At 39.6% G+C, this 17,601-nt stretch carries 16 protein-coding genes; 10 read left to right on the top strand and 6 right to left on the bottom strand.

Annotated features, from left to right (window positions below; translation table 11 throughout):
* Window positions 1-202 precede the first annotated feature (202 nt).
* A complete protein-coding gene (gene yihA / locus HWV02_RS22150; protein ID WP_211677895.1) occupies window positions 203-883 on the bottom strand; it encodes a ribosome biogenesis GTP-binding protein YihA/YsxC in 681 nt (226 codons plus the stop codon).
* Between the two features lie 139 nt (window positions 884-1,022).
* Here yihA and HWV02_RS22145 point away from each other — a divergent pair, with 139 nt between their 5' ends.
* The 7 genes from HWV02_RS22145 (at window position 1,023) to HWV02_RS22115 (ending at window position 8,452) form a co-directional block, all read left to right on the top strand.
* Window positions 1,023-1,646 (top strand): cytochrome c, encoded by a 624-nt coding sequence (locus tag HWV02_RS22145; RefSeq protein WP_211689343.1) that lies wholly within the window; start codon window positions 1,023-1,025, stop codon window positions 1,644-1,646.
* A gap of 270 nt (window positions 1,647-1,916) precedes the next feature.
* Window positions 1,917-2,573 (top strand): Der GTPase-activating protein YihI, encoded by a 657-nt coding sequence (gene yihI, locus HWV02_RS22140; protein WP_211689342.1) that lies wholly within the window; start codon window positions 1,917-1,919, stop codon window positions 2,571-2,573.
* Between the two features lie 2 nt (window positions 2,574-2,575).
* Window positions 2,576-3,037, top strand: coding sequence for a DUF2489 domain-containing protein (locus HWV02_RS22135; protein ID WP_211677893.1), 462 nt, complete (start codon window positions 2,576-2,578; stop codon window positions 3,035-3,037).
* Window positions 3,038-3,132: 95 nt separating this feature from the next.
* Window positions 3,133-4,506 carry an oxygen-independent coproporphyrinogen III oxidase gene (gene hemN / locus HWV02_RS22130; RefSeq protein WP_211689341.1) on the top strand — a complete coding sequence of 458 codons (1,374 nt, stop codon included), beginning with the start codon at window positions 3,133-3,135 and terminating at the stop codon, window positions 4,504-4,506.
* Window positions 4,507-4,757: 251 nt separating this feature from the next.
* Window positions 4,758-5,363 (top strand): HAD family acid phosphatase, encoded by a 606-nt coding sequence (locus HWV02_RS22125; RefSeq protein WP_255546973.1) that lies wholly within the window; start codon window positions 4,758-4,760, stop codon window positions 5,361-5,363.
* Between the two features lie 150 nt (window positions 5,364-5,513).
* Complete coding sequence (locus HWV02_RS22120; RefSeq protein WP_211677890.1) at window positions 5,514-6,251, top strand: DNA-binding transcriptional regulator YciT; 738 nt, start codon at window positions 5,514-5,516, stop codon at window positions 6,249-6,251.
* Between the two features lie 137 nt (window positions 6,252-6,388).
* Window positions 6,389-8,452 carry a permease gene (locus HWV02_RS22115; protein WP_211689340.1) on the top strand — a complete coding sequence of 688 codons (2,064 nt, stop codon included), beginning with the start codon at window positions 6,389-6,391 and terminating at the stop codon, window positions 8,450-8,452.
* 17 nt (window positions 8,453-8,469) lie between these two features.
* On the opposite strand, the gene HWV02_RS22110 is transcribed toward HWV02_RS22115, so the two are convergent.
* On the bottom strand, window positions 8,470-8,664 hold the full coding sequence (locus HWV02_RS22110) for a hypothetical protein (RefSeq protein ID WP_211677888.1): 195 nt from the start codon (window positions 8,662-8,664) through the stop codon (window positions 8,470-8,472).
* Between the two features lie 210 nt (window positions 8,665-8,874).
* On the opposite strand from HWV02_RS22110, the gene HWV02_RS22105 reads away from it, so the two are divergent.
* A complete protein-coding gene (locus HWV02_RS22105; protein WP_211677887.1) occupies window positions 8,875-9,492 on the top strand; it encodes a PilZ domain-containing protein in 618 nt (205 codons plus the stop codon).
* A gap of 45 nt (window positions 9,493-9,537) precedes the next feature.
* Here the strand turns inward: HWV02_RS22105 and glnG are convergent, their stop codons facing one another.
* From glnG to glnA, 4 genes are all read right to left on the bottom strand, one after another.
* A complete protein-coding gene (gene glnG / locus HWV02_RS22100) occupies window positions 9,538-10,956 on the bottom strand; it encodes a nitrogen regulation protein NR(I) (RefSeq protein WP_211677886.1) in 1,419 nt (472 codons plus the stop codon).
* Window positions 10,957-10,967: 11 nt separating this feature from the next.
* Complete coding sequence (gene glnL / locus HWV02_RS22095) at window positions 10,968-12,020, bottom strand: nitrogen regulation protein NR(II) (protein ID WP_211677885.1); 1,053 nt, start codon at window positions 12,018-12,020, stop codon at window positions 10,968-10,970.
* Window positions 12,021-12,122: 102 nt separating this feature from the next.
* A complete protein-coding gene (locus HWV02_RS22090) occupies window positions 12,123-12,644 on the bottom strand; it encodes a DUF4124 domain-containing protein (RefSeq protein ID WP_211677884.1) in 522 nt (173 codons plus the stop codon).
* A 122-nt stretch (window positions 12,645-12,766) separates the two neighbouring features.
* The gene (gene glnA, locus HWV02_RS22085) at window positions 12,767-14,176 is read right to left on the bottom strand and encodes a glutamate--ammonia ligase (protein ID WP_211677883.1); all 1,410 of its coding nucleotides are present in this window, start codon (window positions 14,174-14,176) and stop codon (window positions 12,767-12,769) included.
* A 520-nt stretch (window positions 14,177-14,696) separates the two neighbouring features.
* On the opposite strand from glnA, the gene typA reads away from it, so the two are divergent.
* The gene (gene typA, locus HWV02_RS22080) at window positions 14,697-16,514 is read left to right on the top strand and encodes a translational GTPase TypA (protein WP_211677882.1); all 1,818 of its coding nucleotides are present in this window, start codon (window positions 14,697-14,699) and stop codon (window positions 16,512-16,514) included.
* 104 nt (window positions 16,515-16,618) lie between these two features.
* Window positions 16,619-17,575: a virulence factor BrkB family protein gene (locus HWV02_RS22075; protein ID WP_211677881.1), complete on the top strand. Its 957-nt coding sequence runs from the start codon at window positions 16,619-16,621 to the stop codon at window positions 17,573-17,575.
* Window positions 17,576-17,601 lie beyond the last annotated feature (26 nt).

Raw genomic sequence — 17,601 nt, 5'->3', positions numbered from 1 at the left:
ATGAAAGTGCGCTTTGTCACAAAAAATGTAACTAAATAACGTATTTTACTTTCGGTTGAAACTCGTTTGGCGTATATTAGCGGGGTAGGGTATGGAGGTTCGAAATTATATTTCAAACCTTTTGTTTCAAATTGAATTTATTATTCATCGCCACGTCACTTTTCGACGAGGCGTTTTTTTTGCCTAAAATTTAGCGTTTGAATTAGTCTTCGTTAATGTACTCAGAATCGCTATCGTCAAATGCTTCGTCGTCTTCACTTGGCACACCCGTCGCAGGCTCAAGATCATACCACTCGCATAGTTTGTTTTTAAGTACATCAATGCCAGTATGCTTCAATGATGAGAATGGTGCTACTGTTACGTCACCACCAAATTCTTTTACCGCTTCTTTTACTTCTTTAACAGTTTTACTACGAACGCCTTGTTTTAACTTATCAGCTTTCGTTAATAGCGCCATCACTGGAATATCAGAATCAATCGCCCAAAGAATTAATTGTTTATCTAAATCTTTTAATGGGTGACGAATATCCATTAATACCACGATACCTTTTAATGAATCGCGTTTTTGTAGGTATTCACCTAAAGCTTTCTGCCATTTTTTCTTTACTTCAAAAGGTACTTTAGCAAAACCATAACCTGGTAAATCGATGAGACGTTTGCCTTCTTCGATTTCAAATACGTTAATAAGTTGTGTACGGCCAGGGGTTTTACTGGTTCTCGCTAAGCTTTTTTGGCGTGTCAATGTGTTCAATGCACTTGATTTACCAGCATTAGATCGCCCAGCGAAAGCAATTTCAATGCCCGAATCATCTGTTAGGTGACTAATGTCTGGCGCACTAATCCTAAATGCAGCGTTTTCGAAGTGTATCTTTTTGTTATCCAATCTAATATCTCTCATTGAAATTGTGTTAAATGATTACTTTTTTTTGAAAATGTGTAAAATAGTCAAATAGAATAATAATAAGTGTAACATGTCACGCCGTGACATGGGATCGGAAGCTGAAAATAACAAGTGGAATGCTATGAAAAGTCTTGTCTTATCTTTTGCAATGTTAATCGGATTAATGGGTACCGCTCAAGCTGCAGGGGATGCAGCAGCGGGTGAAGCTCTTTCCGGTACATGTGCTGCGTGTCATGGTGCTGATGGTAATAGTCCAGCAAGTATCTATCCTAAGTTAGCGGGGCAAAATGCGTCGTACATTGTTAAGCAGTTGAAAGATTTTCAACTGGCGATGAAAACCGGTGGTGAAAAGGGTCGTAATGATCCAACCATGATGGGTATGTCTGCAATGTTAACTGAACAAAACATCCAGGATCTTGCTGCGTTTTTTGCGTCTAAAACCATGAAGCCTGAAGAAACACCTGAAGATGTTATCGCTGCTGGTCAGCAATTATATCGTGGTGGTGATATCGAACGTGGTATTACCGGCTGTGCAGCATGTCATGGCCCACGTGGTAATGGTAGCGAAACAGCTAAATTCCCGAAAATATCAGGTCAACACGCTGATTACATTAAAGCGCAATTAGAGAAATTCAGTAGCCAAGAACGTGCAAATGACCAAAATGGTATGATGCATGATATTGCGTATAAAATGAAACCAGCGGATATGGAAATTATTTCTAAATATCTAGGTGGTCTTCACTAATCATTTTTGTTTAGTGAGTTCATTTTTATATCGTAAAAAACTCAGCTTCGGCTGAGTTTTTTATTTTCATCAGATCGGAATTATCTTTTTTCTTCCTCGCTTTTTTGATAGTCTGCGCTCACTTAAAGAATTGCCTCATTATGCCCTTAATAAAGACGGGTCAATTGACTATCTTTAAATAAGGCGCAATACGATACCCGCTAATAAACAATATGGTCAACAAGATAATTGTGGACCTTGTTATTAGACAGATTAAAGACAGAGAATACTATGACTCGTAAAAGAAAAGAACGCTCAGGCGGCCCGCTAGCTATTGCTAAATCAGATCGCAAAAAGCGTGAAACAAATACCCAAGCGTTAGAAGCGCGTAAGCACAAACGTTTAAAAAAGCGTAAAGGGTTAACATCAGGTAATAAAACCACGGAAGCAGTAAAAGGTAAAAAAGGCACTAGTGGTTCACGTAAGTCGGGCGATCCAAGAGTAGGCAGTAAAGCACCTATTCAATTGCTAACGACACCGACACCAGTTGCACAACCTGCGATTATTAAAGTGAAACAACCTAAAGCTGAAGTTAAGCTTGTTGCACCTGTATTAACGTTTGAGCAAGAGCTAGACAAACTAGAAAATGATGCTCGCTTAAGTGGTCTATTACTACGTTTAGATAACAATGAAGTGCTAAACAGTGATGACCAAGCATACGTCGATGAAGGTGTTGATCGTCATGCATTCTTACTTGAAGAACTTGGTTACGCTGATGACGAAGAATTTGAAGAAGATTATGACGAAGATGAGTGGGATGAAGAGATGATGGCTGAACTTGATGCTAAATCACTACAAACTAATCATGAGAAATTATCGGAAGATGAGTTGTATGAACGCTTCTTAGCAACAGAAAAAAAATTAAAGAATAACGATAACGAGGACTAATAATGCAAGCAAGTTGGATGATTTTAATCGGCATCGGATGCCTGATCATTCTGGCATTATCAGTGTATGCGGGACGTTTACTGTATCGTGTAAAAGCGCAACAAGTGCAGCAGTCAAATCAACAAAACGACGCTATTGCTGCACGTAAAGTCCGTATTACTGAAAGTGTACAGATCATTGCTAAAGCAATGGGCAGTGAAGAATGTGACCTTTCTGAAGGCGCGATTCGTATTAGTAAATTATTGGCTGCTATACCAGCTGCAGAACCTGTGGATTGGGCTCAAGAATATCCTGATTTACATGCGTTTTATGACAAAATAAAACATATGCCAATCATGGATGCTCGCAGTGAATTACCAAAAAAAGCCCGTATGCAATTTGATTTAGATCGTTTTCGTTTTGAAGGTGAATATGCAGAACGTGTGCAAAAAGACGTAGCCCGCTTAACTACGTTTGAATGTTAATAAATAACGGTGTTAATCGTTAATATTATGATGTAAGACAAACGGCATGATGTTTATTTCCGGCATACTGCCGTGATATGTCTTAGGGGATGAATATGCTAAATCAAAAATTGGTCTGGGATCAGGCTATGATCGAAAAATATAATTACAGTGGTCCAAGATATACATCTTATCCAACTGCGTTGGAATTTGATGAGTCTTTCGGTTATCAAGACTTCCGCTTTGCTTGTGATGAGACACCTGATAAGCCGTTGTCATTGTATGTGCATATTCCTTTCTGTCATAAGCTTTGTTATTACTGTGGTTGTAACAAGGTCATTACCCGCCATCAGCATAAAGCCGATCCGTACCTTGATGTGCTTGAAGCTGAGATCAAGCAACAAGCTGCATTTTTCAAAAACCGTAACGTATCGCAATTACATTGGGGCGGTGGCACTCCAACATTTTTAACTCAACCACAAATTCAACGTTTGATGGATGCGTTAAAAAACAGCTTTAATTTTGACGACGATGCTGAAATTTCAATTGAAGTTGACCCGCGTGAAATTGAACTAAGTACCATTGATTTATTAGCGAAAATAGGCTTTAATCGTTTGAGTCTGGGCGTGCAAGATTTCGATAAAAAAGTACAAGCGGCAATCAACCGTGATCAAGATGAAGACTTCATTTTTGCGCTTATCAAACGTGCCCATGAGTTAGGGTTCAAATCGACCAATATTGATTTAATTTATGGTTTACCACATCAAACCAAAGCAACTTTCCATAAAACCTTGGAGCGTGTGCTAGATTTAGATCCGGCTCGTTTAACGGTATTCAATTACGCGCATTTACCAAGTTTGTTTGCTGGTCAGCGTAAAATGAAAGAAGAAGATATGCCGTCGCCTGCTGATCGCTTAGCTATTTTAGAAGATGCGATCGCATTTTTGACCGATAACGGTTATCAATTTATTGGTATGGATCATTTTGCAAAGCCTGACGATGAATTAGCGATTGCCCAGCGCGAAGGTATACTACATCGTAACTTCCAAGGTTATACCACTCAAGGTGAAACGGATTTATTGGGGTTAGGAGTATCATCAATTAGCCAAATTGGTAATGCTTATTCACAGAATCAAAAAGAGCTGAAAACTTATTATCAACAGGTTGGTGAACTTGGTCATGCACAATGGCGTGGTGTGGGTCTGAATGATGATGATTCAATTCGTCGCGCGGTGATCAAACAGCTAATGTGTAATTTTGAACTGGATATGGATAAGATTGCGGATACTTTCCAACTAGACTTTGCCACTTATTTTGCTGAAGATATGGCATTATTACAAACCTTTATTAACGATGAACTGGTCATTATTAAAGGCAATATGTTGCAGGTTGCACCGAAAGGAAAATTATTGATCCGTAATATTTGCATGTGTTTTGATGTGTATTTACGTCAACGTGCACGTCAGCAACAGTTTTCTCGCGTGATTTAATTTCCGCAGAGGCTTAAATAATAGTGAGGCACCTTAGGGTGCCTTTTTAATGCCTGTCTGAATGTGATCATTATTGTTTTAAGGAAAATAGTGCTCTAGATTCTCTGACTATTACGTTAGTATTGTTGACCGATTTCATAGAAGTTAAATATACATAACTTGGTATCTATGTAATATTGTTCTTCGATAACATTATCTTATTTTACAAAGTTATGAATGATAGACATAATCACAAAAATGGAAATACGCCTATGAAAGCGATAGTCATTGATATTGATGATACGGTATTAGATTTTGGTTCTCGGTTACGTGAGTTTGTTAATCACCAATATGATAAACAAGTGACTGGTAAACCCTTAGCATGGGATTTATGTGAGTGGTTAGGCGTCAAAGAAGGTCAGGATGTTAAAATATTAAAAGAGTTTGCATCTAGTTGGCAGTTTGGTGCATTAGATGCGCTGCCAGGTGCTTCGCGAATTCTAACTAAACTAATTCAAGAAGGTTATGATATTTTTTGTATTACCGCGTGTAGTCGTGACCCTAAGGTGGAAGCGCTGCGTCGAGCAAACATGTATCATTGCTTCGGTAATATTTTTCAAGATATATTTTTTGTTGAGTTTGGGGAGTCAAAAGCGACTTATTTAAACAAGATTCAACAGACGCATGAGATTCATGCTTTTGTAGATGATAAATATGATAATTTGCTGGATGCGAAAAATGCTGGGGTTAATAATTGCATTATGATAAAGCAACCGCATAATAAAGCGTTCAGAGAAAGAGTAACGAGTGCACACGACTGGTATGAAATTTCATATATTATACAAACGTGGCATGAAAAAACATGGTCGGTACAATAAGCTAAACTTAGCATTAGCGATGAAGATCTCAGTTATACAATGTATCTGAGTTTTTTCAATTTGTAGCTCTAATTAGTACTTATGACTTTCAGATGAAAGTGGTACTATCTACTTTATAGGAAACTTAAATTGTGTGGGATATGAGAAATCATGCAGCAACGACATACTGATATTATTAACCTTGTAAATGAAAAGGGACGTGCTTCTGTTGGCGAAATGTCGAATAAGCTGGGGGTTTCAGAGGTCACGATCCGTCATGACCTGAACAAGTTAGAAAAAGAAGGATTCATCCGTCGTGTTCATGGTGGAGCTACTCCGCATAATACTGATAATGTTTCTCACCGTATTACGGTCAATTATGAGCACAAGCGTAAAATGGCGATGTGTGCAGCAAGCCTTGTTGAACATGGCGAAACTGTCATGATCGAAGGGGGCAGTGCTAATGCTTTACTGGCAAAAGAACTGGGAAAACGTAGTGATGTAACCATTATTACGCCGAGCAGCTATATTGCACATTTAATGAAAGAAACCGATGTAAAGATTATTGTGTTAGGTGGTCTTTACCAGCATGAAAGTGAAAGTATGGTGGGTACCTTGACGCGTCTTTGCATCAAACATACTCACTTTACTAAGGCGTTCTTAGGTATTGATGGTTTGCATCCAAATACGGGTTTTACGAGCCGTAATATGATGCGTGCAGATGTCGGTGTGGCTATCTTAGAGAAAGGTGCACAAAATATTGTCATCACGGATTCTTCTAAATTCGGTCAAGTTCATAATACGCCATTATATCAATTTGATCAGGTTGATATGGTGATTACTGACGAAGATGCGTCGTTAGAATATGTAAATTTATTAGAAAAACATAATATTAAAGTCGTAAAATAATTCTCCACTACGACTAATTTAACCTATGTTTTATTAATGCCAGTCAGAATTGTTATAATATAACAATTCTGACTGGCATCAGTAACGGCCGTTATGTTATAATATAACACCTGTTTTACTGACCTCGTGTTTATACCATGTCTTTACTTTTATTTTTGAGCATCGCGACCCTCTTCCTTGGCCCTTATTTATGTAAATTTGTCGGTTCTAAATCTGATCGTTTTGCTCTCTTTGATAGTTTTATCTTTGTTTCTATTGGCGGTTTGGTGTTATTCCATATCTTGCCTGAATTATTGGAAAGTGGGGGTATTGCCGTTCTTGGACTGATGCTCGTTGGCTTATTTGGCCCCGGCATGGTGGAAAAAATATTTCATAAAGTCGCAAAGCAAACCCATTCTGTTACCTTGATATTAGGCGTGTTGGGGCTAGTATTACACGCTCTCACCGATGGTGGTGCGCTTGCGATTGAAGATGATCAGACCGCTTATTTGTTGGCAATCGGTGTGGTACTCCATCGTTTTCCTGTTGGTTTGACTGTATGGTGGTTGCTACGTCCGCATTATGGCAGAGCGTTACCGTTAGCGGTATTAACGGCAATGTCAGTGGCAACTGTTGCAGGCACTTGGCTGGGTGGTGAACTGATCGCACATGATAGTGGCAATTGGTTGATCTGGTTCCAAGCATTAGTGATGGGTTCTATTTTACATGTCGTATTTCACCAGCCCTATAAACAGGAACACGGTAAAGAAACTCAACGTGATAAATTTGCTGCTGGTACGGGTAGCTTAGTTGGTGCTGTCTGTTTACTTGCGGTATTACTGCCGCATTGGTTAGGTTATGCGTCGCATGATCACGGTTCGGAAGAAACCGTGTTGGTATCAAAAATCGCGACATCTCCTGATCTACAGGCCGATATCAAATTACATGAGTATGCGGAACATGAAGATCACGTGGGACATGATGACCATGCGGGACATGATGACCATGCGGGACATGAAGACCATGCGGGACATGATGACCATGCGGGACATGATGACCATGCGGGACATGATGAGCATGCGGGACATGATGACCATGCGGGACATGATGACCATGCGGGACATGATGACCATGCGGGACGTGATGCTCATGCGGGACATGCGCACGGTAATGGAACAGCTGAAACCTTATTACGATTTGTGAGCTTGTCGTTACATGCGGCCCCGGCATTATTGTTCGCTTATATCCTGACATGGCTGATTAATTTTGTGAAACCTGCATTCAATCTGGTTGGCCAATTACGCAGTACTGGTTCAGTCGCAGGTGCATTAAAAGGCACGCTGATTGGTTTACCTCTGCCGATCTGTATTCCAGATGCATCAAGCATGTATAAGCAATTGATTAAAGCGGGCTGCGGTTCTGCATTAGCTGTGTCATTTTTGGTAGCATCACCTGTGATAGGGTTTGATGCATTACTTATTTCACTACCGTTATTAGGTGCTGAGTGGGTTGGTATTCGTTTAGTGATGGCGATAATTTTAGCGGTAACTTTGGGTTTATTGATTGGGTTATTGTTTAAGAAACATGATTTAAATACTGAAACGTGTGCGACACCTGAACAGCTAAAACAATCTACATCGCGTTTGAAGCATGCTTTTGAACATGGTTTTGCGCATTTAATTGATCATACAGCACCTTGGGTATTGTTTGGCTTAATTGCCGCAGCAACATTTACCCCGACGATTGGTTGGCAGTTTTTACAGCAAGAACCTTGGTTGCAAGTGGTTCTGGCGATCTTGATTGCGTTACCCTTTCATTTTTGTGCGACGGGTATTACCCCTGTATTAGCGATTATGCTTATTGCTGGCGTATCGCCTGGTGCGGTTGTTGCCTTTAGTTTAGTGGGACCAACGCTTAACTTAGATTTATACCGCTTTATTAAAGATAACCAAGGTAAGCACATTGCAATCGCTGTGGTTATGGCGATTGTCACTGTAGCCTTGTTATTAGGTCTGGGGATTATGTATTGGGTACCTGAATTACCTAAGCCATGGTTAACGCTAGCACCACATTGGGAAGATGATTGGTGGCGTTATTTAAGTTTAGTCATTGTGACGGTTCTATTTTCTATAAGTATTTTACGTCGCGGTGCGCGTAGCTTTATGCTGGAATTATTACCGCATAGTTTTAGAAATGCGAAACCGCATCATCACCATCATTAGATATTAGATATTAGATATTAGATTGTAATATCAATCTTGTTGCTAAGGGCACCGCGTCGATCATGAACACGGCGCTCATAACGAGAGCAATGATTTAATGAACGTTGCCGCCGCTCATGGCGGTGACGTTTTTCCATAATAAACTCGCCTTTTACTTCTATCGTTTCTATTAGACAGACTTCATTATTTATATTATCTAGATTTACTTCCATGTTCGGCTCCATTGTTGCTACATCGGAATCGTTATTTGTTAATACTTACTTTTATGACAGTGCATCAAGCTCACAGTTTTTATATTTGCAAGGTTAAAGCTGTTCTGGTTTACTAAGATTAGTATAACTAGATGAAAATGTAATTTAAATTACTCCCACTCTTTGTATAGCAAACAGGATGTTTCTCGACAAAGTAATAAAGGTTTTTTCATGCCAAAGAAAGTGACGGATATTTTAACTCAAGATGAACTTAATTTATTACAGGAAGTAATTGAAAGTCATGCTGATGATGTTAGCCGTGAAGTATGTATTTCGCACATTTCAAAAAAAATGCTGGATGTATTAGCGCAATCTGATGACATTGTATTGGTAACGCAAAGCGAACAAAAGGAATTTCGTTTTCCGCTTTATCTTATTAGTGATGGCTATAGCGATGAGCTAAAGGAGCTTGGTCCTCCCGATATCATTGATCATAAAGGTGGAGAAGGGCGTTATTGGCGCCTGTCGGATCCTAAAGGTTTAAAGGTATTTGATCCGAAAGGTGAAGTCTTATTGGGGGCTGTTCTGAATATATCGACGTCGGGATTATTTATGTTATGCAGTGCGCAGCAATTTTCGTCTATTGATTTTAACCTTCAAAAAGGGGACCGTGTGAACTTTTATTTAAAGATTCCACAACGTGGTTTTCATTTAGTTAAGGCTAACGTTGTACGGATTGAAAATGAAAATAATAATGGCAAAGGGCTGGCGTTGAATTTTGATATTGATAATGACTTAGCTTTGATACTCCATAATTATATTATTGAGAAACATGACTCACTGAATTAGTAAGCGGCAGTTAACTTAAAGAATAGGTTAACTGCCTAAGCATAATTAATTAATATCGAGTTCCTTCAACTTACGGGTGAGAGTATTACGACCCCAACCCAGTAGTTTTGCTGCATCTTGTTTATGACCTTGTGTGTACTCGAGTGCGGTTTGTAACATGATACGTTCAAAATCGGGCATTGCTTCAGCAAGGATATCACTCTGTCCTGATGCGAGTTGCTGTGCCGTCCAGGTTTTTAATTGTGTGCGCCAGTCGCCACTTTGAGCCGCGCTACCATGACTTATTAAAGGCGATTGCTCTTCGGTGATCTCAGAAGGTAAATCAGCAATGAATATTTCTTGGCCGCTGGCCATCACGGTTAACCAACGACAAATATTTTCAAGTTGGCGAACGTTACCGGACCAATGATGATTGGCTAAATAGGTTTGTGCTTCTTTACTGAGAATTTTGGTTTCGACACTCAGCTCTTTACCCGCTCTGATTAAAAAATGATTGGCGAGTTTAGGAATATCTTCTCGACGTTCATTTAACGATGGAATATGAATACGAATGACGTTCAAACGATGGAATAAGTCTTCACGAAAACTACCATCAGCTACTTTCTTTTCTAAGTTTTGATGCGTTGCTGCGATGATTCGTACATCCACGCTCACCGGAGAATGGCCCCCTACACGGTAAAACTGCCCATCAGAAAGTACCCGCAATAATCGCGTTTGAATATCAATCGGCATATCCCCGATCTCATCTAAAAATAGGGTACCGCCATTAGCTTGTTCAAAGCGACCATTACGCACACCTGCTGCGCCAGTGAAAGCACCTTTTTCATGACCAAAAAGTTCTGATTCAATCAAATCTTTGGGTATTGCAGCCATGTTTAAGGCAATGAATTCGTTATTTACGCGTGGGCTGTGTTTGTGTAGCGCTTGTGCAACTAATTCTTTACCTGTGCCAGATTCACCATTAATTAATACGCTGATCGAAGAACGTGATAAGCGACCGATAGCGCGAAATACTTCCTGCATGGCCGGTGCTTCACCAATAATTTCAGTCACTGGCGCGACTTTATTATTTTTACGGCGGTTTTTGCTTTGCTCTTTGGCATGAGTCACTGCACGAGTCGCTAAGGATACGGCTTCATCAATATCAAACGGTTTTGGTAAGTATTCAAATGCACCAGCCTGATACGCATTGACTGCACTGTCGAGATCGGAATGGGCAGTCATTATGATGATCGGGAGGTCAGGGTGAATGGCATGTACTTTATTCATTAATTCTAACCCGCTCATTTCTGGCATGCGGATATCAGAAATAATGATATCTGGCTGTTCGAATTCGAGTTTATTTAATAAGGCATGCGCACCACTAAATGCAGAGGTTTCAAATTTCTGTGATTTTAATGCTTTGTCGAGAACCCAGCGGATAGAACTATCGTCATCGACAATCCAAACTGTTGCTGTTGTCATAGTTTAATCCTTTATTTTCTTAGTGGCAGATAAATGGCAAATTCGGTATGACCTGGCCAGCTATGGCACTCAATTTTCCCCTTGTGTTGCTTAATCAGGTTTTGAGCAATAGAAAGTCCAAGTCCGGTGCCGCCTTCACGTGCAGTAACCATTGGGTAGAACAAGGTATCTTTAATGTGCTCTGGAATACCGGGTCCGTTATCAATGATTTTTATTTCAGCACATAAGCGATATTTCTGTCCTTGGATATTCACTTGATGTGCTGTACGCGTAATAATTTTAATGATGCCATGTTCTTTTAGTATTTGAACGGCATTACTAATTATATTAAGTAGTGCTTGTTGTAATAGGTCTGGTTCCATCTCAAAATCAGGTATTGATGGATCATAATCTCGTTCGATAATAATACCTGACGGTAAATCAAACTCGACTAACTGTTTTACTTTTTCAATGACGGAATGAATATTTAAAATGGTTTGCTGACCAGGCTTTTGTGGCCCCAATAAACGGTCAACTAGCGTCCGTAATCGATCGGCTTGTTCGATGATAATACCTGTAAATTCTTTTAATTCCGGCGTTGGTAGTTCTTTCTCTAATAATTGTGCGGCGCCACGTAATCCCCCGAGTGGGTTTTTAATTTCATGGGCCAAGCCACGTACTAATTCTTGTGCAGCTTGCTGTTGTACGTGTTGATAAAGTTCTTGGCTAATTTTCTTTTGTAAGTCTATTTGTCTCGCTTCAATTAGAACACAGACTTCCGAGTTAAAGTTCGTTAATGTTGCTGAAATTTCGACTAATAGTTGGCGATCATCAATGACTAATGATACTTCATTATCAGTAAATCCTTGCCCTGTTTTAATTATGCTTGCTAATAATGAAAGGTCGAGTGTTGTATGTTCGATGATATCCGTGATCTTCACATCAAGCACACGACTGGCACTGGATCCTAATAGTTGTTCACCCGCTGGATTGAGATATTTTATATACAGATCATGATTGAGAACGAAAACCGAAGAAACTAAGCTATTCATTAATGACTGTTGAGGTTCTGGGAGCATTACCATGGCACTTCCTTATTAGGATAAACATCCCGTGACTGAACGCACCAATTCGGTGCTCACTTTAAAATATTACTGTACAGCGTGGTGAAATTAAAGCGGAAATGCTTAGTTGGCCTTAAATCGATGTAAATAAACAGTAATGAGCTCTGATGATGCAATTACCTTGCCTAAGTTGTTAATTATTTGTAACTGTAATTTATGCGTACCAATGGGTACGTTTGTGACATCAAATTGCTTCTCAATTTGCTCACTATAAGTAATGCCATCAATTAATAAACGAATACTTGAACCGTACAGCAGTGTTGAACTGAGAGTGGCAGACACTGTGATTTCGCCAGTATTACTGCGTATTGTTTGTTGATCGCGTGGTGTGCTGATATGAATGCTACTTGGCGTGACTGATTTGTCATTCATTGTGGTTTTTGCATGACTTGTTTTCGGAGGAATTGATTGAGTAAGAGAGTCAATGGAAGGTGGAGTTAGCTTCACATCAATTTCTTTGGCTGATGCTGGTTTACTTTCATCATCCGAAAAGTGGGTAATACCTTGTTCATCAGTCCATTGATAAATAGCGGCAACACTAGTATAGCTTGTGATTATTAATATGAATAACATTACGTATTTCATGGCGACATCCTGTCTTTGATTACTTGATTTGTATGGTTATTTTCACCTAGTTACATTTATTTCACAAATAAAAAACCCGCTAAATAGCGGGTTTTTTGATATTAATTTTTATTAATAAGAAATTATACGCTGTAGTACATTTCAAACTCAACTGGGTGAGTTGTCATGTTCAGTCTTTCAACTTCTTCTTCTTTTATTGCAATGTAAGCATCGATTGTATCGTCAGCCATTACATCGCCAGCCGTTAAGAAGTCACGGTCAGTATCTAGTGCTGATAGTGCTTCTTGTAGTGAAGAGGCAACTTGTGGAATTTCTGCTGCTTCTTCTGCTGGAAGGTCGTATAGATCTTTATCCATTGCATCACCAGGGTGAATACGGTTTTTAATACCGTCAATACCTGCCATTAACATCGCAGAGAATGCTAAGTATGGGTTTGCTGCTGGATCTGGGAAACGAACTTCAATACGTGTCGCTTTTGGCGATGGTACGATTGGGATACGGATTGATGCAGAACGGTTACGCGCTGAGTAAGCTAGCATTACTGGTGCTTCAAAACCTGGGACTAAACGTTTGTACGAGTTAGTTGCTGGGTTAGCAAATGCGTTAATTGCTTTTGCGTGCTTGATGATACCACCAATGTAATGAAGTGCAGTTTCAGAAAGACCGCCATACAGATCACCAGAAAAAATGTTTTCGCCATTTTTCTGTAGTGATTGGTGACAATGCATGCCTGAACCGTTATCGCCTACAAGTGGCTTAGGCATAAATGTTGCTGTTTTGCCGTAAGCGTGTGCAACATTATGGATAACGTATTTAGTGATTTGAACTTCATCCGCTTTTTCAACGATTGAGTTATATAGTGCTGCGATCTCGTTTTGACCTGCTGTCGCTACTTCATGGTGATGCGCTTCAACTGTTAAGCCCATTTCTTCCATTATTAGGCACATTGCACTACGGATGTCTTGTGCAGAGTCAACTGGTGATACTGGGAAGTAACCACCTTTAACACCTGGACGGTGACCCATGTTGCCGCCTTCGTACTCTTTATCAGAGTTCCAAGAAGCTTCTTCAGCGTCAATCTTGTACATACTACCTGACATGTCAGTTTTGTACTTAACATCATCAAATAGGAAGAATTCTGGTTCAGGACCGAAGAATACATCATCAGCGATACCTGTTGAGCGTAAGTATGCAAGTGCACGCTTTGCTACTGAACGTGGGTCACGGCTATAACCTTGCATTGTTGCAGGTTCGAGTACGTCACAACGAAGGTTCAGAGTTGTTGCTTCTGTGAACGGGTCAAGTACAGCTGTTGCCGGATCTGGCATTAAAATCATGTCAGATTCGTTGATGCCTTTCCAACCTTCAATTGATGAACCATCAAACATTTTACCTTCTTCAAAGAAGCCGGCATTAACTTGATGATGTGGTAGAGATACGTGCTGCTCTTTACCTTTAGTATCTGTAAAACGTAAATCTACAAATTTAACGTCTTGTTCTTTAATTAGAGCTAATACGTTTTCTGCTGACATAAAAAATAACCTCCGGTGTCATCAATATGATGGCTTAATTTAAAGTGGCTGACTGTAAACAATCATGATTTAAATAATGCCATATATGTGCCAACTATTTAAGTTGTTGATTTTATTGCTTTAGTGTGCGTATTCTCCCTTGCTCCAATCTATTGCTGCACGAAGATCGTGCGTGCTACGCACTTGTTTGGTGCAGCGATTGTTGCGGTAAAAAAACGCGTACATTTACTATTACTAAGTTCGATATTATGGTTTATTTTCAGGGATTACCAGTAAAATCGTATTCAAATATAGTTGATAAAACGTCTCATCTGTAAGTCTAATTGATCACTGTGTGATACGGCCTATATTTATTTATATTTTGTGTGCTAAAAGCCCATTTAGTGGCTATTGCTTGGTTTTTAAATAAAATAAATTGCAATCATTTTACTCTGTGCCAAAATTTTGCTAGGTAGATCACAAGGAGGCGGTTACAATACCGCCTAATTTTTACCCATATAAAATATATAGAGGCATCACAGTGCTAGATAAACTACGCAACATTGCGATTATCGCTCACGTTGACCACGGTAAAACTACTTTAGTTGACAAGTTATTAGAACAGTCAGGTACTTTAGAGAAACGTGGTGGTAATGAAGAACGTGTAATGGATTCTAACGATCTTGAAAAAGAACGTGGTATTACAATTCTTGCTAAGAATACTGCTATTACATGGAAAGATTACCGTATCAACATCGTAGATACTCCAGGACACGCCGATTTCGGTGGTGAAGTTGAGCGTATTATGTCTATGGTTGATAGTGTTTGCTTAATCGTTGATGCTGTTGATGGTCCTATGCCACAAACGCGTTTCGTAACGCAAAAAGCATTTGCACATGGCCTTAAGCCAATTGTTGTTATCAACAAAATCGATAAACCTGGTTCTCGCCCTGAATGGGTTATGGATCAAATCTTCGATCTGTTTGATAACCTAGGCGCAACTGATGAACAGCTAGATTTTAAAGTTGTTTACGCATCTGCACTTAATGGTTGGGCTAACGTTGAGTCTGAAGAAGCTACTGAAAACATGGAACCTTTATTCCAAGCTATCGTTGATGGTGTTTCTGCTCCAGAAGGCGATCGTGATGGTGATTTCCAAATGCAAATCTCGCAACTTGATCACAACTCATATGTTGGCGTGATCGGTGTTGGCCGTGTAACACGTGGTTCTGTTAAACCAAATCAACAAGTTAGTGTTATTTGTGCTGATGGTCATATCCGTAACGGTAAAGTAGGTACTGTACTTGGTTACATGGGTCTTGAGCGTCATGAAACTGAAGAAGCGCAAGCTGGCGATATCATCGCAATCACAGGTCTAGGTCAACTTAAGATTTCTGACACTATCTGTGCGCCTTCTGCTGTTGAAGCACTACCTGCATTGTCTGTTGATGAACCAACAGTAACAATGACTTTCCAAGTAAACAACTCTCCATTCTGTGGTAAAGAAGGTAAGTTTGTTACTTCACGTAACATCCTTGAACGTCTAGAAGCTGAACTTGTTCACAACGTTGCATTACGTGTTGAACAAACAGATGATCCAGATAAATTTAAAGTTTCAGGCCGTGGTGAACTTCACCTAGGTATCTTAATTGAAAACATGCGTCGTGAAGGTTTCGAGCTAGCTGTATCTCGTCCTGAAGTGATCATGATTCAAAAAGATGGCGAAACTCAAGAACCATATGAAACGGTTACTATTGATGTTGAAGAAGCGCATCAAGGTCCAGTTATGGAAAAAATGGGCATGCGTAAAGCTGAACTTACAGATATGGCACCTGATGGTAAAGGGCGTATCCGTATGGACTTCATCGTTCCTAGCCGTGGCCTAATCGGTTTCCAAACTGAATTCATGACAATCACGTCTGGTTCTGGTCTTATGTACCATACATTCCTACAGTATGGCCCACATAAAGGCGGTACTTTTGCACTACGTCAAAATGGTGTATTAGTATCTAACGCGATGGGTAAAGCACTAACTTACTCTCTATTCGGCTTACAAGAACGTGGTCGTCTATTCATCGAACACGCTCAAGAAGTTTACGAAGGTCAAATCGTGGGTATTCACTCTCGCTCTAACGATCTTACTGTTAACTGCTTGAAAGGTAAGCAGCTAACTAACGTACGTTCTTCTGGTACAGATGAAGCACAAACACTAACTACGCCAATCAAAATGACGCTAGAGCAAGCTCTAGAATTCATTGATGATGACGAATTAGTTGAAGTTACACCACAAAGCATTCGTATCCGTAAGCGTTTCCTTACTGAAAACGAACGTAAACGTGCTAGCCGTCCAGCTAAATAATAGTTAATTAAGGTTATTATTTAATAATCTTGGCGCTATTATAAAAAAAGGTGATACTTAGGTATCACCTTTTTTTTACCTTAAAATTACCAGGGAGGGAACCTGTGGTTAAGTCATCTTATCAACATCCGTTACTGCAGTGGTTGGCAAAAACTAAAACCGTGTTGTGGTTGTTTTTGTTAAATTGCTTTGCATTTTTGCGTTATTTAGGTAAACGCGTGAGTGATGATCGGATCACGGTTAACGCCAGTGCGTTAGCGTATACAACGTTACTTTCTCTCGTCCCATTAATCACTGTCGTATTTTCGGTGATGTCGGCTTTTCCTATTTTTGAAAGTTGGCAGCAAAGTGTTGAAGCATTTTTATATACCAATTTAGTGCCACATGCGACGGGTACGATTCAAGAGTATTTACAGGATTTTGTTGCCAATACAGGGAAAATGACCTCGATTGGCTCTGGCGCGCTGTTTATGGTGGCATTGCTGCTAATTAATACCATTGATAAGCACATTAATCATATTTGGCGTTGTAAAATTGAACGTAGTTTCTTTTTATCATTTGCGGTGTATTGGTTGATATTAACTTTTGGTCCATTATTTATTGCCATTAGTTTAGGTATTTCGTCTTATTTATTATCTTTATCGTTTGTTTCTGATGTGACTGAAGTGACCGGGATTGTTAGCTTGTTAAAGTTGGTACCTGCCTTGCTGGGTACACTGGGTTTATTTGTGATGTATGTGGTTATTCCTCATCGTCACGTACCGTTACTTTATGCATTTATTGGCGCCTCGATTAGTGCTTTGCTATTTGAAGGTATCAAACGGATCTTTACTTGGTATTTAGTACAATTTCCATCTTATGAAGTGATTTATGGCGCATTAGCAACTATACCTATCTTATTAGTTTGGATTTACCTATGCTGGTTGATTGTCCTACTCGGGGCTGAAATTACCGCCTCATTAACAGAGTTTGATGAGCATAAAAAAGCACAGGTTAAATTGAAAAAACAGTCACAAAATCAACAGCAAAAACATCTATCTATGGATGCCAGCTCTGACTAAGTAAGGCAAAGTTAATACTGTAAGCG

Source organism: Moritella sp. 28 (assembly GCF_018219435.1).
In the GTDB taxonomy this organism is placed as follows: domain Bacteria; phylum Pseudomonadota; class Gammaproteobacteria; order Enterobacterales; family Moritellaceae; genus Moritella.
The sequence above is the reverse complement of the archived record's forward strand: the minus strand, read 5'-3'. Positions and strand labels throughout refer to the sequence as shown.